This is a genomic window from Microbulbifer maximicatervae (SeqCode) (assembly GCF_052467955.1).
On sequence record NZ_CP174329.1, the window covers coordinates 234525 to 252474 of the forward strand.

The following is a 17950-nucleotide window of genomic DNA, read 5'->3' on the forward strand; positions in this document are numbered from 1 at the left end:
AGCCTCCGTTATTATTCCTTTTCTTTAATGACGCCACGCTTGAGCTGGTCGCGCTCAATGGATTCGAACAGGGCCTTAAAGTTACCCTCACCAAACCCTTCATCTTCCTTGCGCTGGATAAACTCAAAGAATACCGGGCCGAGCATATTAGCGGAGAAAATCTGTAGCAGCAGGCGTGGTTGGCCGCCCTCAGTGGTGCCATCCAGCAGGATGCCACGGCTCTGGAATTCTTCAGTAGGTTCACCGTGCCCAGGCAGGCGCTCTTCCAGCATTTCGTAGTAGGTGTCCGGCGGCGGGGTCATAAACTCCATGCCGCGCTCTTTCAAGCGATCCCAACAGGCAATTAAGTCATCACAAGCAAAGGCGATATGCTGGATACCTTCGCCGTTGTACTTCATCAGGAACTCTTCGATCTGGCCGCCGCCACCAGCTGCTTCTTCGTTCAGCGGAATACGGATCTTGCCATCCGGTGCAGTCATCGCCTTGGACAGCAGGCCGGTGTATTCGCCTTTGATATCGAAGTAACGAATCTCGCGGAAGTTGAACAGGTCTTCGTAATACTTGGCCCAGTAATCCATACGGCCGCGATACACGTTGTGGGTAAGGTGATCCAGAGTGTGGAAACCACAACCTTCGGGGCGGCGCTCTACGCCTTCTTCCCAGATAAAATCGATATCGTAGATGGACTCACCATCTTCGTAGCGGTCAATCATGTACAGGGTCGCACCGCCAATACCTTTGATTGCCGGCAGGTGCAGTTCCATCGGGCCGGTATTCACATGAACAGGCTGTGCACCTTTACGCAGGGCCTCTTCGTAGGCGAACTTGGCATCTTTTACGCGGAAGGCAAGGCCACAAGCGGAGGGACCGTGCTCTTGGGCGTAGTAATAGGCGTGGCTGTCAGGCTCGTAGTTGGTGATGAAGTTGATATCACCCTGGCGCCACAACTCCACTGCCTTGGAGCGGTGACGGGCGATTTTCTCAAAGCCCATGGCGGTAAAAACGGTTTCAAGGATGCCTTTTTCCGGCGCTGTAAACTCTACGAATTCGAAGCCGTTAAGTCCCATCGGGTTTTCAAATAAGTCGGCCATGCGGTCCTCCATTTCTTATCATCGCAGCACTTCAAAGCGGGGCTGCGGATTGTGGATTTAAAGCGCAAACGAAGTTAGTTGCAGATGTAACTAATGTCAAGAAACTCTGGATCAGCTAAAAAATGAGTACTAGAAGAGTGCCTTTAGTCACCAGCCTCCAAAGCTGGCGCCTGGGAGAATAACCAGCTGGCAACGGGTCCTTGGACAGGATCGGGAGAGTAATCGGGAGCCGGGTGCGACACATTGGCTGCGTCACACCCGTGCACAGCCGACCTTATTTACGCGTGCATTTTCCGGTATCGGTACGACACATATGATCCTTGTGAAACTTGCCGGTCATCTGGTCGCACTGGGATTTGCTCACATCTCCAGCACAGGCATTTTCGGCATGCTGGCAGCAACCGGTTTCAGCGGTGCCCATTCCTTTATTGCCGTCCATCCCTTCATCTTTCTTGCGCTGTTCGCAGGCAGACAGGGTCAAAACCATCGCCGCGGCCAGTATCCCAATTGAAGCTTTGAGTCTCATAAAGGCCTCCTAAATACCCGGCTTAGCGGCCGGTGACATGGATATCGCGGAATCTGCCGCGCATTGCTTTGTGCGACCCGCGTAGATTTACCCGACATCTCCACCAGCTCAGGGATTTTGCGATTAGGCGCGCCATCCCATTATCACCCTGCAGATTTACCGGGCCATGCATTGACTGTAGCCCACACTGGCAGCGAAACCATCTGACTGACGGGACATTTACGTTAATTTGCCCCTGACAGCCCATCCAAATAACTGAATACCTTTTTGTATTTGTCAGAGCCGGTACAATCGGCCCCCGTTTGTCGGGTAAAAACCCCGCCTGAATGTATTTATTGAGGACCCCCTATGCTTCTCGCCGCTGCTGCCATCATTGCTGGCTTTATTGTGCTGGTCTGGAGTGCCGATCGTTTTGTGGATGGAGCTGCCGCCACTGCTAAACATTGCGGCATGCCCACACTGTTAATAGGCATGGTGATTGTCGGCTTCGGTACTTCCGCTCCGGAGATGGTGGTCTCAGCCATTGCCGCCTTGAATGGCAACCCCGGCCTCGCCCTGGGTAATGCCTACGGTTCCAATATTGCCAATACCGGTTTGATTCTCGGTTTCAGTGCCCTGCTGATCCCACTATCGGTACACTCAAAGATTGTGCGTAAAGAGCTGCCACTGCTGCTGGCAATCACCCTGCTCAGTGGTGCCTTCCTGTGGAATGACCGCTTGGAGCGCTGGGAGGGTATTGTTCTGTTATTCGGTTTCTTCGCCTTGATCGGCTGGAGCATCTTTTCTGCCATGCGCAATAAAGGTGACCAGCTTGAGGGAGAAGTAGAAACTGAGCTGGAAGACAACCCTATGCCACTCGGAACTGCCATATTTTGGTTGGTAGCGGGGCTGGTACTATTGATTGTCAGCTCCCGAATCCTCGTATGGGGAGCAGTAACCATTGCCGAATCTTTGGGGGTCAGTGACTTGGTGATAGGCCTGACTATTGTTGCCCTGGGAACCTCACTGCCGGAACTGGCCGCAACTTTAGTGGCCGCACGAAAAGGTGAGCACGATATCGCCATCGGTAACGTTGTCGGCTCCAATATGTTCAATCTGCTAGCGGTGGTTGGCATTGCCGGCACCATTGCTCCCATGAACAACGTACCCCACGAGGTGCTGTCCCGAGACTGGCCGATGGTTCTGGGCCTCACAATTGCCCTGTTTATTTTTGCCTACGGCTTCAAAGGCCAGGGCCGAATCAATCGCTGGGAAGGCTCCGCGCTACTAATGGCTTACCTCGTATATACCGGCTACCTGGTGGGAACCATTACCAAAGCTGCACTCTAATGATATTCGGGGTGGTGCCGCACCACCCCATAGTTACTGCCTGAACTCACCATAATTCGCCACCTCTGCGCCCATTTCTCTTCCCAAAAACTGACTAATATCTGCAACACCTTCCAAGGAAAAGTGCAGAGCAGCTAGATGAAGAGAAGCACCATTGGCAAAACCGTAGCGCTAACAGCCCTATTTGGACTCGGTGCAATTTACCTACTCAATGCCTCTTGGCTAGCGACAGCCCAGCAAGGAAAACCAATCCTGATTGCCCATCGCGGCGTCTACCAAACTTACAACCGGGATAATTTGACCCGTGACGAATGCACCGCAGTCCGTATCTATACCCCGGAACACCGCTATCTGGAAAACACTATTCCCTCTATGGAAGCTGCCTTTTCTCATGGCGCGGACATTGTCGAAATCGATATCCATCCCACCACTGATGGCGACTTCGCGGTATTTCACGACTGGACCATAGACTGCCGCACGGATGGAACAGGTGTCACCCGGGAACAGTCCATAAAGGGCTTAAAGAAGCTGGATATTGGTTACGGCTATACCTTTGATGGCGGCAAGACATTTCCCTTTCGTGGCCAGGGGGTGGGTTTACTTCCCACTTTAAAAGAGGTCTTGCTGTACTTTCCCGGCAAGCAGTTTCTGATCAATATTAAGAGTAATGATCTAACAGAAGCAGAACGATTGGATAACTATCTTCGGCAACACCAATTGCCTATTAATTCCCGGCTCATGGTCTACGGTGGCGATCGCCCAATTAAAAGGATACGGCAGTTGCGGCCAAATGCATTGGCCTTCAGCAAGACAAGCGCCAAACAATGTGCTTTGCAATATGCACTGTTCGGTTGGAGTGGCTACTTTCCCGAGTCTTGCCGGAACAGTATTGTTGTTGCACCCAATACTTGGCGATGGGCTTTGTGGGGCTGGCCCAATCGCTACTCTGAACGAGTGGCCAAAGCCAATAGCTTGGTGATGGCAGTGGACCATAAAAATGGCAAGCGGGGCTTGCCCGGTATTTACACACTGGAAGAGCTCAGTTTTCTACCCGAAGGATATAGCGGAGCTATTTGGATTGAGAAGATCGAGCTGATTGGCCCATATCTAAAATCAAGACAATAGATAACCTTAGCGTTTTCGACCTTTCTCCAGCCGTGCCAGATGCGCCTGAAGACGCTCTATTTCTTCCAGCAGCTCTATCGCTAATGCAGCGCCGGCAAGATTTACCCCCAGATCTCGCTCCAGGCTGTAAACCCGGCGCACACGGCGCACACAAATTCCGCTAAAGCGCCACTGCACTTCCCTGCTACGCGGCTCAATAATTCCCTCCTCAACCAAGGCAATAATGCGCTCCGCCGGTACACCACAAGCCCGACACAGTTCACTCAAAGTTAACTCACTCTCTTCATCCAGGAGAACACCGCTAAGCTGCTCAACCTTTTTAGGCATCACAATTATCCTCCCATGGACTGGCGGGGATTGAAGTTGAATGCGTCGCCAAACTGACGGTATGCCTCGCGTTCATTATCAGTAGTGGCTGGCGGCGTAACAGTTTGCATCACTATATACATATCCCCCGGCTGCTTTGCCGGGATACCGCGGCCCTTGAGGCGCAGTTTTTTACCATTGGTGCTGTTTGCTGGAATGGTCACTTTAATGGGACCATCGGGAGTGGGTACCTGAACCTTGGCTCCAAGCGTTATCTCCCAGGGAGCCAAAGGCAAATCCAGGTAAACCGTTTTACCTTCTGTATGGAAAAGGGGATGAGAGTTGAAAGCAATTTCCAGGTAGAGATCACCAGGCTTACCTTCTCCAATGCCAGGCTCACCCTGTCCAGCCAAGCGAATCTGTTGCCCTTCAGTGATCCCCTTGGGAATTTTTATATTAAGAGTGCGCTCACGCAGTTGCGGTCGCCCATCTGCACCCAATACCGAGTGCTTTAAGGTTACTTGGCGTGTACCGCCACGATAACTATCTTCGAGATCTACTGTGATGCGGGCATAGGTATTTTCACCCTGGGCACTGTAAGAGCGGCGCTGCCCTTGCCCATAAGCCTGACGAAACCCGCCGCGGCCAAACAAGCTTTCAAAGAAGTCACTAAAAGCTTCAGGATCAGCTTCGGTATATCCACCACCGTGAAACTCAAAACCCTGGTCCCAATTGGGGGGTGGTCGGAAATCCTGGCCAGACTGAAAACCACTGCCGAGCTGATCGTAAGCAGCTCGCTTCTCTGGGTCCTTCAATACTTCATAGGCCTCATTTACTTCCTTAAAGTGTTCTTCGGCGCCCTCCTCTTTGCTGACATCCGGATGATATTTACGTGCTAATTTCCGATAGGCACGCTTAATCTGTGCCTGATCCGCACTCCGATCCAGGCCGAGTATTTTGTAATAGTCCTTGTATTCCATGGCTTTAATAAAAGCCAAAGATGGTCCATTTTGCCATGCATAATTTAATTAACTAGCAGAAGAATATGTCAGTGATGAGTAAATCTGCCAACCTAATTTAAGAGTCATTAGGATGCGGAACAAACAGCATTAGGGTGAAGACACTGAGGATAATTATTAAACTTCAATATGGCGCATTTATACTTTAAGTCCAGCAGGCATACCGCAATACATATATTATATTTGACGCCGAATTAAATTCGGCGCCAAATACCACAGGTTAATGACCTGTTTCATACCACATATCAGCACTCACATACTCAATACTGCCATCAACATAGTGAATATATGCTTGGCCTTGATTTGTTGAATAGGCTCTTACTGTCACACTGCATGAGAGGCCTGAACTACAACCTTTTATCCAATTTATTCGATCAATAGACTTGGTTATATTCGTAATAGTCCATTTACCAGAGGTGGAATTTCCAAAACTAAAGTCTATCCCCGTGCAGCTAGAGGTGCCATTGCCAAAAACTTGACCTCCAGACTTTACATTGAGCTGACACACAAGATTAGCAGATAGCGCAGGCAACGAAATAGATGCACCCACTAATAGTAAACTTGCCAGTAATAATTTTTTGATATCCATATACCTAACCTTAAATTTAAATGTCTCTATTATTTTTTTAAGTAAACAACGAAATTGAGGTTATCATTGAACAGTTGCGCTTCCTATACGACTCCAAAAATACGCCATAAAAATAAGCTAACCAGTTATCAAATCAAGACAATTAAATTCCATTAATTCAAAAAAACAATGTAACCAAATTAAATCTGTAATTTTTCCGGATATGATCGATTGAAAATAAATCTGTTTTTACATGAGAGTACAATGGAGCTAATATTTCAGGGAAGCCACGTTAGTCAGCCTCCCTGGAACAGGACATATTGATTAGGCGTTAACGTTCAGCAGAGTAAGGATCTTCCGCATTTAAATAGGCCAAAACATCTGCTTTCTGTTCGGTTGAATTAAGCCACTTGCGAACTTCTTTAGCTTTATCATATAAGTCATCGCCAAATTTACTCCGATACATTTCAGAAAAAGTCTCTTGGGCCTTGTTCTCCCTGATCTTTTTCTGCCATTCATGAGTAACTAAAAAGTTAAGTGAGCCAGCAAGTCCTTCAGCTTTTAGTAAATCCCACTCGCCTTTATCTAACCAAACTCCACCGACAACAGTGCTGTAATCAATACGGTGCTCACTACTAGCAATAATTTTTATCTTTTGCATTATGGAGCCAGACACCGGGCACAAGATAGCTCGTTTAGTATCTTCGGCGACCACATCATTCAGATTACTAATATCTTCTGGAAATTTGTATTCAGGATTTTGTCTTTTCCAGCTTAAGTAATCTTCAATAAGAATCCAGTTACCCTCACAGGAAGAACAAGTATATCCACGAAATAACTCTTCGATAGATCCTGGTTTAAGAACGCCATCTTTACAGCTGGTACAGCGCTTCATATTTTGTACCTTAATAAAAAATAACCCGGATCTACCTATTTAGAACCGGGCTATAAGAATCATTTATTTCTAAAAACAATAGTTAATTTTGTACTATATAATTTAAAAAATGTACGTTGTTTTAACTATCAATCTCAGTAGTCTTATTGAGGTCGCCAACTCCAGCTTCTTTTAAGAGCGAGTCTACCAGCGGCGCCATAGCTCGGTGTTTTAGAGCACTACCCACCAGAGCCTCAGGCAAGCTTTGTCCTTTGGATTCAGCCTCGCCATCTAAAATGCCGCTGCTTGCTCTACCATCAACACCATTTAAGCCTTCAACCGAGATAATTTTCATTCCCTCAATACTTTCCATCGGCTTAACGCTTTCACGGATAATATTGGGAAGATTTTCGTGCAGACTGAGCACCTTCTTAAGTGCGATCTGGGCCTCATTAAGGCTATTGAAAGCTTCATTCATCAGGCGCTGCCCCTCAGCATCCACCGCATATTTTTCACGATCAGCTTCAACTTTAATACGAATAGCCTCAGCTTCAGCTGCAGCCTGCAAGCGCAATGCTTCAGCCTTATCCTCTGCAGCTGCTTTCTCTGCATCGGCCATTACCTTAATACCCGTGGCCTGACGCTCCGCTACTTTTTGAGCTTCGATAATTTCAATGCGCTTATCACGCTCTGCAACTTCAACATCCTGAGCCGTGCGAACTTGCTCTTCGGCTTTTACTGCTTCAGCTCGAGCTACGTTGGCCTGTTGGTCCGCAAGAGATTGCTCTTTGGACTTTTCTGCAACAGCAATTGCACGTTCCTGCTTGGCAATTTCCACTGATTTCTCTTTGGAAATACGCTGCTCATCAAGAATACGCTCACCTTCAATCTCTTGTTCTTTCAAGCGACGCTCTTTCTCGATTTCCAGCAACTTAGTTGCCTGTTCCGCAGCAATTTGGGATTGACTCACTTCACGCTGGGCTTCAATTTCAGCCTTGCGTGCTGCGCGTTCCTGCTCTGCTTGTTCACGGGCAATATCCGCCTTCTGAGCAGCTTCACGATTTTCCAGCTCGCGCTGCTGCTCCAGATGTGCGTAACGTTTTTCTTTATCAATTTCTAACTTTTGGCGTTCAGCTTCGAGGTTTTTCTTCTCGATCTGTACCATAGTTTCTTGCTCGACATCATTGACCTCTTTACGACGCGTCTCAATAGAGCGGGTCATGCTGGCGAGGCCCTCAGCATCAAACACATTATCCTGATTGAAGAATTCTTTATGGGTTTGATCCAAACCGGTCAAAGATACAGCCTCGAGTTCCAATCCATTTTTTAATAGATCTTCGGAAACTACCTGCTGAACTTTTTGTACAAATTGACTGCGCTGCTCATGCAATTCAGCCATTTCCATTTCAGCTGCTACCGAGCGTAACGCATCAACAAATTTACCCTCGATCATTTCTTTTAATGCTTCGGGGTCTAAAGTACGCAGCCCCAAAGTCTGTGCAGCATTGGCTATCGCATCTACATCCGGTTTTACACGCAGATAAAATTCAGCAAGTACATCAACACGCATACGATCCTTGGTAATAAGTGCTTGGTGCTCTTTACGGGAAACCGCCAGGCGCAAAGTATTCATGTTTACAGGAATAATTTCATGTAGAACCGGTAGTACCAATGCACCTCCATTCATTATGACTTTTTGACCACCCATACCAGTACGCACAAATGAGCGCTCTTTTGAGGCTCTTGTATACAGGCGCGCAAAAATAGTTCCAATAACAATTAAGGCCACTAGTACAGCCCCGGCAATAAATACCATAACCGGTAGGTTTCCTATCACTTCTAGATTCTCCATTTAGTTATTCTCCATAAGATGTATACTGCTGGGGCGTGTTACTCGAAAATGTGCTCCCAGCTCTTCAACCAGTAACACCTTATCCCCCTGATTAAATGTTTCACTTTCATCCGGTTCCACCATCACATAATGTGTAGTTCCGTATTCATCACTAAAACGTGCTTCTGCTGGTGAACCGATTTCTGCTTTACCGATCGTAATAATAGCTACACGGCCAATAAAGGAATTTCTCTCAACTGCCTCGGATTCATCACCCACAGCAAAGCGCCGCATAATGTTGCCAACAAAACGTACCTGAGGTAGCGCAAGAAAAAAGACTGCCACAGCAAGTAAACCGCCTGGCAATAAATATCCAACAAGAGACTCTATGAGCATTTGGGCTACTAGGCCGGTCACTCCAAAGCTAACCAGAAAAGTTACTAACAGTATAAGTGCAGGAACTTCACCGAAACGCAACCACCCAAGCAGCTTAGTCATCCCCCCAGACAACCCTGTATCTGGCACGTCAACATCAAAATCTGGTAATAAATTATCCAGTAAATCTGAAATACCAACACCAATCAATGTCATGATGCCTTCAAGAAGCGCTATCATAAACATTAAAATCAGCGCACCGGTAAAGATCAGGTTTTGGTCTTGCAATAAAAATATCATCAGCCCCCCGATTTAATCTTGGCTAAACGTTCTTTCACACGATTATTTCGCGCGAACTCCTCAAGTTCTGCTAATTTGCTGGCATCTATCCCAGAGTCAAATGTCGATATAGCTGTATTACCTACTGCTCGATTAAATGCATCGGTAGCTTGTTCTACCTGGGCTTTTGGCTTTCTATCCCTGCCATATTCATCCGCAGTAACTCTACTACTTACCTTTTTATTGACTGCAATAAAATCTTGTAACTGCTCACGCATTTCACGTTTCTTACCTTGCAGGGCAAGAATATAGGAACCTAGTTCCTTTATTTCTATCTCATTTTCATTGATCGCTTTTTCTAAAATTGGAAGTTGCGCCTCAATATCCATTTGTTTGGCAATGGCGACTCCAGCCAAATCATCACGACCTTCATTTATAGCAATATCAATTTGTTCAGCTAAACGCTTATGACGAGCATTTTCATCGCTTAACGCTCTACTGTTTAGATACTTGGATGCCTCCACCTTCCCTAGCTGATCTCGCACATCTGCAATTGCATCATCCACCTCCCGAATTGCCTGCTCCATCACTGACTCTGGTGCAGCGGCTTCAACCGAGTCCACGACGGCATTGGCGGACACAGAGATTAAACGTGATATGCGCTTTATAAACCCTTCACTCATAACTTATCTCCTGCTCCCAAATAGAAAAATCCACCTTATTATTGGCTACAAACTTCAAATGATGTCGAAACAGTGTCCAATCTCTCACCAATGATACTGTTTATGCTTTCCTGCTATGACGGCAAGACAATTTTTCCGCAAAGTATTACGAGTCTGCAGCAGAGTTTTTATAAGTAGCGCAATAGGATTGGAATCAATACTAAATTATATCAATGCCGTATTCTCTACGAGCAATTCCAATATCATTCAAATTAGTAAACTGCGATGACTTTTTCCCAAACAATAAGTCATTAATGGAAGGAACGCTTCTACACAGGAAAGTTATGACCGGGCAGATTTTTTTGCTCTGCCGAACCTCTCTCTACAGCAACCAATTTACGCATTTTTTACTTTGTGTGACAGCGCTACTGTGATCGATCGACACCATGGTAGGCATAGTCATCCGCCGGTAAACACGCCGAAATTTACTGGAGTTCATTGAGCATGACGTTCCTTTGCCTCACATGCATATAAATGTACACATACCAATAGAGTAGGTCAATCAATAGGAGGTAAAATGAGTGGATGACAAGTTTTTAAACGTGGGTCGCTTGCTTTTATGCTTTGCTTAAGTAGCAGCTATTAGCGCTGTAAAACTGAACATTGTGGTTGGTATACAATTCAAAAATCAATTACACGCTATAACAGCAGGCAAATAGTGACATAAAATCAACGCCAACTTATGGTTTTGAAAATATGAACGCGCCCGGCTCTAATTCATCCTTTAAGTGCTTGGGAAATCCTATTCTCAATGTCGATAGCTATAAAACTAGTCATTATCTGCAGTACCCCCCAGGAACATCACATATTAGTAGTTATGTAGAGTGTCGTGGCGGTGAATTTGCGTCGACGGTATTCTTTGGCTTGCAGGCGTTTATCAAGCAATACCTAAGCACCCCCATCAGTTTTCATCAAATTAATGAAGCTGAAAATATTTTAAAACCCCATGGACTGCCATTTAACCGTGATGGATGGAATCATATTTTAAACGACCACAATGGTTTAATGCCCCTTGAAATTACAGCGATAGAAGAAGGACAAGTTATTCCAGTAACCAATGTTTTAGCTCAGGTTGTTAATACCTGCCCCTCCTGCTTTTGGCTCACCACTTATATTGAAACTGCACTTTTACGGAGTATCTGGTATCCATCAACCGTAGCTACCCAGAGCCGCGAAATAAAGAAAATTATCTCACAGTATTTATTTGAAACAGCGGAAAATCTGGATACGCTGGAATTTCGTTTACATGATTTCGGGGCTCGGGGAGCCAGCAGTCTCGAAACAGCCATGCTGGGAGGCATGGCTCACTTAGTTAATTTTAAGGGGACTGATACGATATCCGGAATATTAGCCGCAAAAAGATTTTACAACGCCGCTGTACCTGGAGCTTCCATTCCCGCCGCTGAACACAGCACAATTATCGCTTGGGGACAGCAGCATGAGGAAGATGCTTACCGTAATATACTTGAGCAATTTTCTGGGGAAGGAAAAACTGTGGCTGTTGTCAGCGATAGCTACGATTTGTGGAATGCTATAGAGAATATCTGGGGGAAAAAATTAAAGGATAAAGTTACTCAAAGTGGCGGCACATTAGTAATAAGGCCTGACTCCGGCAACCCAGAGAAAGTCGTGATAGAAGCAATAGAAAGGTTGATGCGAATATTTGGCTCGCAGAAGAATAAAAAAGGGTATCGATTACTACCCCCCTTTATTCGAGTTATACAAGGAGATGGTATCACCCGCTTTGTAATCCCGAAAATTCTCCAAGCAATGAAAGAAAACAATCAAAGCACAGAAAATCTGACCTTTGGTATGGGTGGAGGATTACTACAAAAAGTTGACCGCGATATGATGGGGTTTGCAATGAAGGCCAGCGCTATCTGTATCAATGGCAGTTGGTACGATATTTTTAAGAATCCGAGAACCGGGCCCGAGAAAAGGTCCAAGGGTGGCCGCCTTGCCTTGATTCGCGGCGATGATGGTGCACTTCGAACTATTGCACAGAGCGATCTAAAATCAGAAGCTAACCTGCTGAGGCCGGTTTACCGCAACGGTATTCTGCTTAAGGACATTACTTTCGACAAAGTTCGAAGAAATGCTGCCCTCTGATTCCCGTTCCACCCTCACAACGTCTTACCCCTACGAAACTTCACTTTACCGAGCGAGTACTTTACAACTTTAGGTTGGTCCTGTTAGTTGTGCGTATCCAAAGTCTGACCTCCGTGCACACAAGGCCTCCAGCGTCAGTCGTAATAACAATAAGTACCCGAGAGAGTGCTCGTGCTCTCGTGGGGTAAAGGTAGCCAATGGAAAGAAGAAAATTCCTCAAGATCGCCGGCGTCGGCTCCAGTGGTATTTTGTTGCCTCTACAGGGCATTCAGGTCAGCGCGGAGCAGCTGCTCAATGAGGGCATGCACAGCTCCCATAAAAGACACCTGGCTGATGTAGTCCTGAATACCGCGCGCAAAGCCGGGGCCAGTTATACCGATGTGCGTATCGGCCGCTATCTGAACCAGTACGTTATGACCCGCGAAACCAACGTGGAGAATATCGTCAACACAGAATCCCTTGGCGCTGGTATTCGTGTGATCGCCAATGGTACCTGGGGCTTCGCCGCCACCAACGACCTTACAGCGGATGGCGTCGCCCTTGCCGCGCGCCAAGCAGTTGCCGTAGCTAAGGCCAATGCCAAGTACCAAACCGAGCCCGTGCGTTTGGCACCGGTAAAAGGCGTGGGCGAGGTTTCCTGGCAGACACCTATCGAACAAAATGCCCTGCAGGTCCCCATCAGTGAAAAAGTCGATTTCCTGATGGATGTTAACAATGGGGCACTCAAAGCTGGGGCCAGCTATATCCGCTCTTCCCTGTATTTGGTGAATGAGCAAAAGTACTTTGCTTCTAGCGACGGCTCCTATATTGACCAGGATGTCCATCGCCTATGGGCACCTATGCAGGTGACCGCTGTTGATAAGCAGAGCGGTGCTTTCAAGACTCGCAACGGTCTCAGTGACCCAGTGGGGAGAGGCTATGAATACCTGGCCGGTCACGACAAAGACAAGATTCGCGGTCAGACCACGCTCTACAAAGCTTCCTATGATATGGCCGAGGATGCAGTGCTCGCAGCCGAGCAAGCCCAAGCCAAGCTGTCAGCCAAGTCCATCGATCCGGGCAAGTACGATTTGGTACTGGAACCCTCACATCTGTGCCTGACCATCCACGAATCTGTGGGCCATCCTCTTGAGCTGGACCGCGTGCTGGGTTACGAGGCCAACTATGCGGGAACTTCCTTCGCCACCCTGGATAAGTGGCGCAGCGGTAAATTCCAGTACGGCAGCGATAAGGTCACTCTGTTTGCCGACAAGGTGCAACCGGGCTCCCTCGGTGCCGTCGCCTATGACGACGAAGGGGTTAAAACCAAGCGTTGGGACTTGGTGAAAGACGGCATCCTGGTGAACTACCAGGCTACCCGCGATCAGGTGCATATGATCGACCAAAAGGAATCCCACGGCTGCAGCTATGGCGATAGCTGGTCCAGCGTGCAATTCCAGCGCATGCCTAATGTCTCTTTGGCGCCAAGCGAAAAAGAATACTCGGCAAAATCCATGATTCGCGATGTGGAAAAAGGCATCTACATTGTCGGACGCGGTTCTTATTCCATCGACCAGCAGCGCTACAACTTCCAATTCGGCGGGCAGCTGTTCTATGAGATCAAAAACGGCGAGATCGTCGGCCAGGTTGAAGACGTCGCCTACCAGTCCAACACCCAGGAATTCTGGAATTCCTGCTCGGCGATTTGCGACAGCAGTGATTACCGCTTGGGCGGAACCTTCTTCGATGGCAAGGGCCAGCCGAGCCAGGTGAGTGCAGTCTCCCACGGCTGTTCCACCACCCGTTTTGACCAAATTAATGTAATCAATACCAAGCGCAAGATTTCCTGAGCGGCGCACAAGAATAAGTAATTGGAGAAAAGGCAATGGCCATTCTGAGTAGAAGTGAAGCGAAGCGTATTCTCGACAAGGTTTTAAAATACAGCCGCGCCGATGAAGCCAGCGCGCAGCTGGCCGGCAGCGAAACCGGCAATATTCGCTACGCGCGCAACAGCGTTTCCACCAGTGGTATCGTCAATGATATCGAGCTGGCCGTAGAGGCCCGTTTCGGCAAGAAATCCGGTGTGGCCACTATCAATGAATTCAGTGATGCCTCACTCGAAAAAGTGATGCGTCGCGCCGAAGAGTTGGCCAAGCTATCTCCGGAAAACCCGGAAGCCATGCCGATGCTGGGACCGCAGAAATATGTCAGCGTAGACGGCTTCGCCAAGTCCACTGCAGATATCACTCCAGACCAGCGCGCCAAGGCTGCGGCAGATTCCATTATTGCAGCCAAGGAAAAGAAAGTGGTTGCCGCAGGTTACCTGGAAGACCAGCGTTCTTTTGCTGCAGTCGCCACCAGTAAAGGCTTGTTCGGCTACCACGCTTCTACCTCTGCCAATTTCACTGTAACTATGCGCACCGAGAATGGCCTGGGTTCTGGTTGGGCCGAAAGTGACGTTACCGATTTCGGTGCAATGAATACCGGCAGCACCTCTTCTGTCGCTATCGACAAGGCGGTCCTGTCCCAGGAAGCCCGTGCCCTGGAACCGGGCAAGTACACCGTGATCCTGGAGCCCAATGCAGTATCCGGCCTAGTGGGTTACATGATGAGCGGCTTCGATGCGCGCAGTGCCGACGAAGGCCGCAGCTTTATGAGCAAAAAGGGCGGCGGCAACCGTACCGGCGAGAAAATGTTCGACAAGCGAGTAAATTTCTACTCCGACCCCACCAGCCTCGATGTGCCGGCTCAACCCTGGACCGACGGTGATTTTATGCAGCTGGGACGCACCGAATGGGTGAAAGACGGGGTAGTGAAAAACCTGGCGCGCAGTCGCTACTGGGCGGAGCAAAGCAAAGGCGAAGTGGTCCCTGAGCCCAACAACCTGATTATGGTCGGCGGTGATAAATCCACCGAAGAACTGATCAAAAATACCCGCCGCGGTATTTTGGTATCCCGCACCTGGTATATCCGTATGGTCGATCCGCAGTCCATGCTCCTGACCGGCCTCACCCGCGACGGCACCTTCTATATCGAAAACGGCAAGATCAAATACCCGGTGAAGAACTTCCGCTTCAACGAGAGCCCGGTAATCATGCTCAACAATATCGAAGATATGGGTGTACCCCAGCGAGTGGGTATGTGGGGCATGTCCGCCATGATTCCCGCGTTGAAAGTGCGCGACTTCACCTTCAGCAGCCTTTCCGACGCCGTATAACAGCCAGCACCCATCGAGGATAACGAAATGGAAAGAAGAAAATTTCTCCAGCTCAGCGGTGCCGGCCTGGGTGTTTCCATGTTGCCGCTGTCCGGCAATCTGGTCGCCGAGAGCAAACTGACACAAAGCGGTATTGATCTCTCGGTAAAAAAAGAATTTGCCGATGTCGCCCTGAATACCGCCACCAAACTCGGCGCCACTTATGCCGATGTGCGTATTGGTCGCTACCTGAACCAATACGTGATCACCCGCGAGATGAAAGTGCAGGACGTGGTGAACACCGAATCTATCGGCATGGGGATTCGGGTTATTGCCAACGGCACCTGGGGCTTTGCTGCCACCAATGACCTGACAGCCGATGGCGTCGCCCGCGCCACCCGCCAGGCAGTAGCTACCGCTAAGGCCAACTCCAAATACCAGCAGGAGCCCGTACAGCTGGCTCCGGTAAAAGGCCACGGCGAGGTGAGCTGGCAGACACCCATCCAGAAAAACGCTATGCAGATCCCACTGGCCGACAAGGTGGACCTGTTAATGGACGTGAACAAGTCCGCTATGGATGCCGGCGCCAGCTATATCAATTCCATGTTGTACCTGGTGAATGAGCAAAAGTATTTTGCCTCTACCGACGGCTCCTATATCGACCAGGATGTTCACCGTTTGTGGGCGCCCTTCTCGGTCACCGCAGTGGACAAGAAAACCGGCGGCTTCCGCACTCGCCAAGGCCTCAGCCAGCCGGTAGGACGCGGCTTTGAATACCTGGATGGCCGCGCCGAAGACAAGATCCAAGCGCAGACAGTGCTCTATCGCGATTCCTACGATATGGCCGAAGACGCACGCCTGGCGGCGCAACAAGCCAAGGAAAAGCTCACGGCTAAATCGGTCAAACCGGGCAAGTACGACCTGGTGCTGGACCCAAGCCACCTTTGGCTCACCATCCATGAATCCGTCGGCCATCCATTGGAGCTGGACCGCGTGCTGGGTTACGAGGCCAATTTTGCGGGCACCTCTTTCGCCACTATCGATAAATGGCGCAGCGGCAAATTCCAATACGGCAGCGACAAGGTCAACCTGTTTGCCGATAAGGTACAGCCCGGCTCTCTCGGCGCCGTCGGCTACGACGATGAAGGCGTGAAGACCCGCAACTGGGATCTGGTAAAAGACGGCGTACTGGTGAACTACCAGGCCACCCGCGACCAGGTACATATGCTGGGGCAAAAGAAATCCCACGGCTGCTGCTACGCCGACAGTTGGTCCAGCGTGCAGTTCCAGCGCATGTCCAACGTTTCACTGTTGCCTGGCAAGGAGGAGCTGAGCGTTGACGATATGATCAAGGATGTGGAAAAGGGCATTTACATTGTGGGTGCCGGTTCCTTCTCCATCGACCAGCAACGCTACAACTTTCAGTTTGGTGGACAGCTGTTCTACGAGATTGAAGACGGCAAGATTACCGGCATGGTGGAGGACGTCGCCTACCAGTCCAACACCCAAGAATTCTGGAATGCCTGTTCGCAAGTCTGCGACAAAGATGATTACCGCCTGGGTGGTTCCTTCTTTGACGGTAAGGGACAGCCGATGCAAACCAGTGCGGTATCCCACGGTAGTTCCACTGCACGCTTCGACGGTATCAATGTGATCAACACCAAGCGCAAGCTGGGCTAGCCATTGATCCAGGCGGGAGCTGGCCAGCAAACCAGTCAGCTCCCAGCATTGAAAGTAAATGGGTAGAAGGAAAGAAGGTGCTCCGTTCGAGACCGTATGAGGCATGGATGCCGATTACGAGCGTACAGGGATGTATTTACAGCGTGTCTCGAACGGAGCACCCTCTTTCCTTTGCTCTCAACAATAAAAACCAACGCAGTAACAGAGTTATCCCGTGTCCCTCACCCGCAAGGCTTTTCTTCAGCGCCTGATCCTGGGTAGCTGCGCCGCAGCGCTGCCGCTGGGCACACGCGCACAAAATACCGCACCGGGTAGTGCGCAGGAGCACTACGATTTTTATTTCACCCGCTTGATGTACGAGTCCGGTGACTGGGATGTGGATCAGCGCATGCCCTCCAACCTGCTCAATTCTCTGGTGGAGTACACCAATCTGAGGGTCGATCCCAAAGAGCACATAGTGCCGCTGGCCGATAAGAAAATGCTGCTGGCGCCTTTCTGCTACCTGGCCGGACACAAGCTGGTGCAATTCACCACGGAAGAGGCAAAGAATTTTCGCGATTACGTCAATCGCGGTGGCTTTGTATTTGTCGACGACTGCAACCACGATATCGACGGTCTCTTTGCCAAATCCTTCGAAGCGCAAATGGCCGAGCTGTTTGGCGAAGACTGCCTGCAAAAACTCCCGGACGATCACGACCTCTACCGCTGTTTCTTTCAATTCGATGAATTGCCGGTAACCAGCTTTGAATTAAATGGCTGGGGTGATGATCTGGTACACGACTACCTGAAAGCCATTGTTGTTAATGGCCGTATCGCAGTGCTCTACAGCAACAAGGATTTCGGCTGCGAATGGGACTACGACTACCGCAACAAACGCTGGCTCGCCATCGATAACACAAAATTTGCGGTGAACATTGTTATTTACGCACTGACGAGCTGAT

The 17950-nt window shown here is 49.0% G+C and carries 16 protein-coding genes; 7 read left to right on the forward strand and 9 right to left on the reverse strand.

What is annotated here, in order from left to right; genetic code table 11:
• Positions 1-11: 11 nt before the first annotated feature.
• Positions 12-1091 (reverse strand): 4-hydroxyphenylpyruvate dioxygenase, encoded by a 1080-nt coding sequence (hppD, locus tag ACJJI5_RS00940; protein WP_413663972.1) that lies wholly within the window; start codon positions 1089-1091, stop codon positions 12-14.
• Between the two features lie 274 nt (positions 1092-1365).
• Positions 1366-1617, reverse strand: a complete 252-nt coding sequence (locus ACJJI5_RS00945; protein ID WP_413663971.1) for a hypothetical protein — start codon at positions 1615-1617, stop codon at positions 1366-1368.
• A 348-nt stretch (positions 1618-1965) separates the two neighbouring features.
• Between ACJJI5_RS00945 and ACJJI5_RS00950 the strand changes: the two genes are divergently transcribed.
• A complete protein-coding gene (locus ACJJI5_RS00950; RefSeq protein WP_413663970.1) occupies positions 1966-2946 on the forward strand; it encodes a calcium/sodium antiporter in 981 nt (326 codons plus the stop codon).
• Between the two features lie 138 nt (positions 2947-3084).
• Positions 3085-4071, forward strand: a complete 987-nt coding sequence (locus ACJJI5_RS00955) for a glycerophosphodiester phosphodiesterase family protein (RefSeq protein WP_444915060.1) — start codon at positions 3085-3087, stop codon at positions 4069-4071.
• 6 nt (positions 4072-4077) lie between these two features.
• Here ACJJI5_RS00955 and ACJJI5_RS00960 read toward each other — a convergent pair whose 3' ends face one another.
• The 7 genes from ACJJI5_RS00960 to ACJJI5_RS00990 form a co-directional block, all read right to left on the reverse strand.
• On the reverse strand, positions 4078-4398 hold the full coding sequence (locus ACJJI5_RS00960) for a chaperone modulator CbpM (RefSeq protein ID WP_413665909.1): 321 nt from the start codon (positions 4396-4398) through the stop codon (positions 4078-4080).
• Positions 4399-4403: 5 nt separating this feature from the next.
• Positions 4404-5375 carry a DnaJ C-terminal domain-containing protein gene (locus ACJJI5_RS00965; protein WP_444906717.1) on the reverse strand — a complete coding sequence of 324 codons (972 nt, stop codon included), beginning with the start codon at positions 5373-5375 and terminating at the stop codon, positions 4404-4406.
• Positions 5376-5616: 241 nt separating this feature from the next.
• On the reverse strand, positions 5617-5985 hold the full coding sequence (locus tag ACJJI5_RS00970) for a hypothetical protein (protein ID WP_444906718.1): 369 nt from the start codon (positions 5983-5985) through the stop codon (positions 5617-5619).
• Between the two features lie 310 nt (positions 5986-6295).
• Complete coding sequence (locus tag ACJJI5_RS00975; RefSeq protein WP_445355306.1) at positions 6296-6859, reverse strand: TFIIB-type zinc ribbon-containing protein; 564 nt, start codon at positions 6857-6859, stop codon at positions 6296-6298.
• Positions 6860-6980: 121 nt separating this feature from the next.
• A complete protein-coding gene (locus ACJJI5_RS00980; protein WP_282930451.1) occupies positions 6981-8690 on the reverse strand; it encodes a flotillin family protein in 1710 nt (569 codons plus the stop codon).
• Positions 8691-9344 (reverse strand): YqiJ family protein, encoded by a 654-nt coding sequence (locus ACJJI5_RS00985; protein ID WP_445355307.1) that lies wholly within the window; start codon positions 9342-9344, stop codon positions 8691-8693. It abuts the gene before it with no gap.
• Positions 9344-10006 (reverse strand): PspA/IM30 family protein, encoded by a 663-nt coding sequence (locus ACJJI5_RS00990; RefSeq protein ID WP_445355308.1) that lies wholly within the window; start codon positions 10004-10006, stop codon positions 9344-9346. Before ACJJI5_RS00990 ends, ACJJI5_RS00985 begins: the two co-directional genes overlap by 1 nt.
• A gap of 735 nt (positions 10007-10741) precedes the next feature.
• Here ACJJI5_RS00990 and ACJJI5_RS00995 point away from each other — a divergent pair.
• The 5 genes from ACJJI5_RS00995 (at position 10742) to ACJJI5_RS01015 (ending at position 17949) form a co-directional block, all read left to right on the forward strand.
• Complete coding sequence (locus tag ACJJI5_RS00995; RefSeq protein ID WP_444915068.1) at positions 10742-12154, forward strand: nicotinate phosphoribosyltransferase; 1413 nt, start codon at positions 10742-10744, stop codon at positions 12152-12154.
• Between the two features lie 197 nt (positions 12155-12351).
• The gene (locus ACJJI5_RS01000) at positions 12352-13983 is read left to right on the forward strand and encodes a TldD/PmbA family protein (protein ID WP_444892495.1); all 1632 of its coding nucleotides are present in this window, start codon (positions 12352-12354) and stop codon (positions 13981-13983) included.
• A gap of 35 nt (positions 13984-14018) precedes the next feature.
• The gene (locus ACJJI5_RS01005; RefSeq protein ID WP_445355309.1) at positions 14019-15350 is read left to right on the forward strand and encodes a TldD/PmbA family protein; all 1332 of its coding nucleotides are present in this window, start codon (positions 14019-14021) and stop codon (positions 15348-15350) included.
• 27 nt (positions 15351-15377) lie between these two features.
• On the forward strand, positions 15378-17009 hold the full coding sequence (locus ACJJI5_RS01010) for a TldD/PmbA family protein (RefSeq protein WP_108731287.1): 1632 nt from the start codon (positions 15378-15380) through the stop codon (positions 17007-17009).
• Positions 17010-17223: 214 nt separating this feature from the next.
• Entirely contained in the window at positions 17224-17949 is a 726-nt protein-coding gene (locus tag ACJJI5_RS01015; RefSeq protein ID WP_444899365.1) for a DUF4159 domain-containing protein, read from the forward strand.
• Position 17950: the final 1 nt, after the last annotated feature.

Coding starts and splice junctions, on each gene's coding strand:
- hppD (WP_413663972.1), bottom strand. CDS start 1,091: ATGGCCGACTTATTTGAAAACCCGATGGGACTTAACGGCTTCGAATTC.
- ACJJI5_RS00945 (WP_413663971.1), bottom strand. CDS start 1,617: ATGAGACTCAAAGCTTCAATTGGGATACTGGCCGCGGCGATGGTTTTG.
- ACJJI5_RS00950 (WP_413663970.1), top strand. CDS start 1,966: ATGCTTCTCGCCGCTGCTGCCATCATTGCTGGCTTTATTGTGCTGGTC.
- ACJJI5_RS00955 (WP_444915060.1), top strand. CDS start 3,085: ATGAAGAGAAGCACCATTGGCAAAACCGTAGCGCTAACAGCCCTATTT.
- ACJJI5_RS00960 (WP_413665909.1), bottom strand. CDS start 4,398: ATGCCTAAAAAGGTTGAGCAGCTTAGCGGTGTTCTCCTGGATGAAGAG.
- ACJJI5_RS00970 (WP_444906718.1), bottom strand. CDS start 5,985: ATGGATATCAAAAAATTATTACTGGCAAGTTTACTATTAGTGGGTGCA.
- ACJJI5_RS00975 (WP_445355306.1), bottom strand. CDS start 6,859: ATGAAGCGCTGTACCAGCTGTAAAGATGGCGTTCTTAAACCAGGATCT.
- ACJJI5_RS00980 (WP_282930451.1), bottom strand. CDS start 8,690: ATGGAGAATCTAGAAGTGATAGGAAACCTACCGGTTATGGTATTTATT.
- ACJJI5_RS00985 (WP_445355307.1), bottom strand. CDS start 9,344: ATGATATTTTTATTGCAAGACCAAAACCTGATCTTTACCGGTGCGCTG.
- ACJJI5_RS00990 (WP_445355308.1), bottom strand. CDS start 10,006: ATGAGTGAAGGGTTTATAAAGCGCATATCACGTTTAATCTCTGTGTCC.
- ACJJI5_RS00995 (WP_444915068.1), top strand. CDS start 10,742: ATGAACGCGCCCGGCTCTAATTCATCCTTTAAGTGCTTGGGAAATCCT.
- ACJJI5_RS01000 (WP_444892495.1), top strand. CDS start 12,352: ATGGAAAGAAGAAAATTCCTCAAGATCGCCGGCGTCGGCTCCAGTGGT.
- ACJJI5_RS01005 (WP_445355309.1), top strand. CDS start 14,019: ATGGCCATTCTGAGTAGAAGTGAAGCGAAGCGTATTCTCGACAAGGTT.
- ACJJI5_RS01010 (WP_108731287.1), top strand. CDS start 15,378: ATGGAAAGAAGAAAATTTCTCCAGCTCAGCGGTGCCGGCCTGGGTGTT.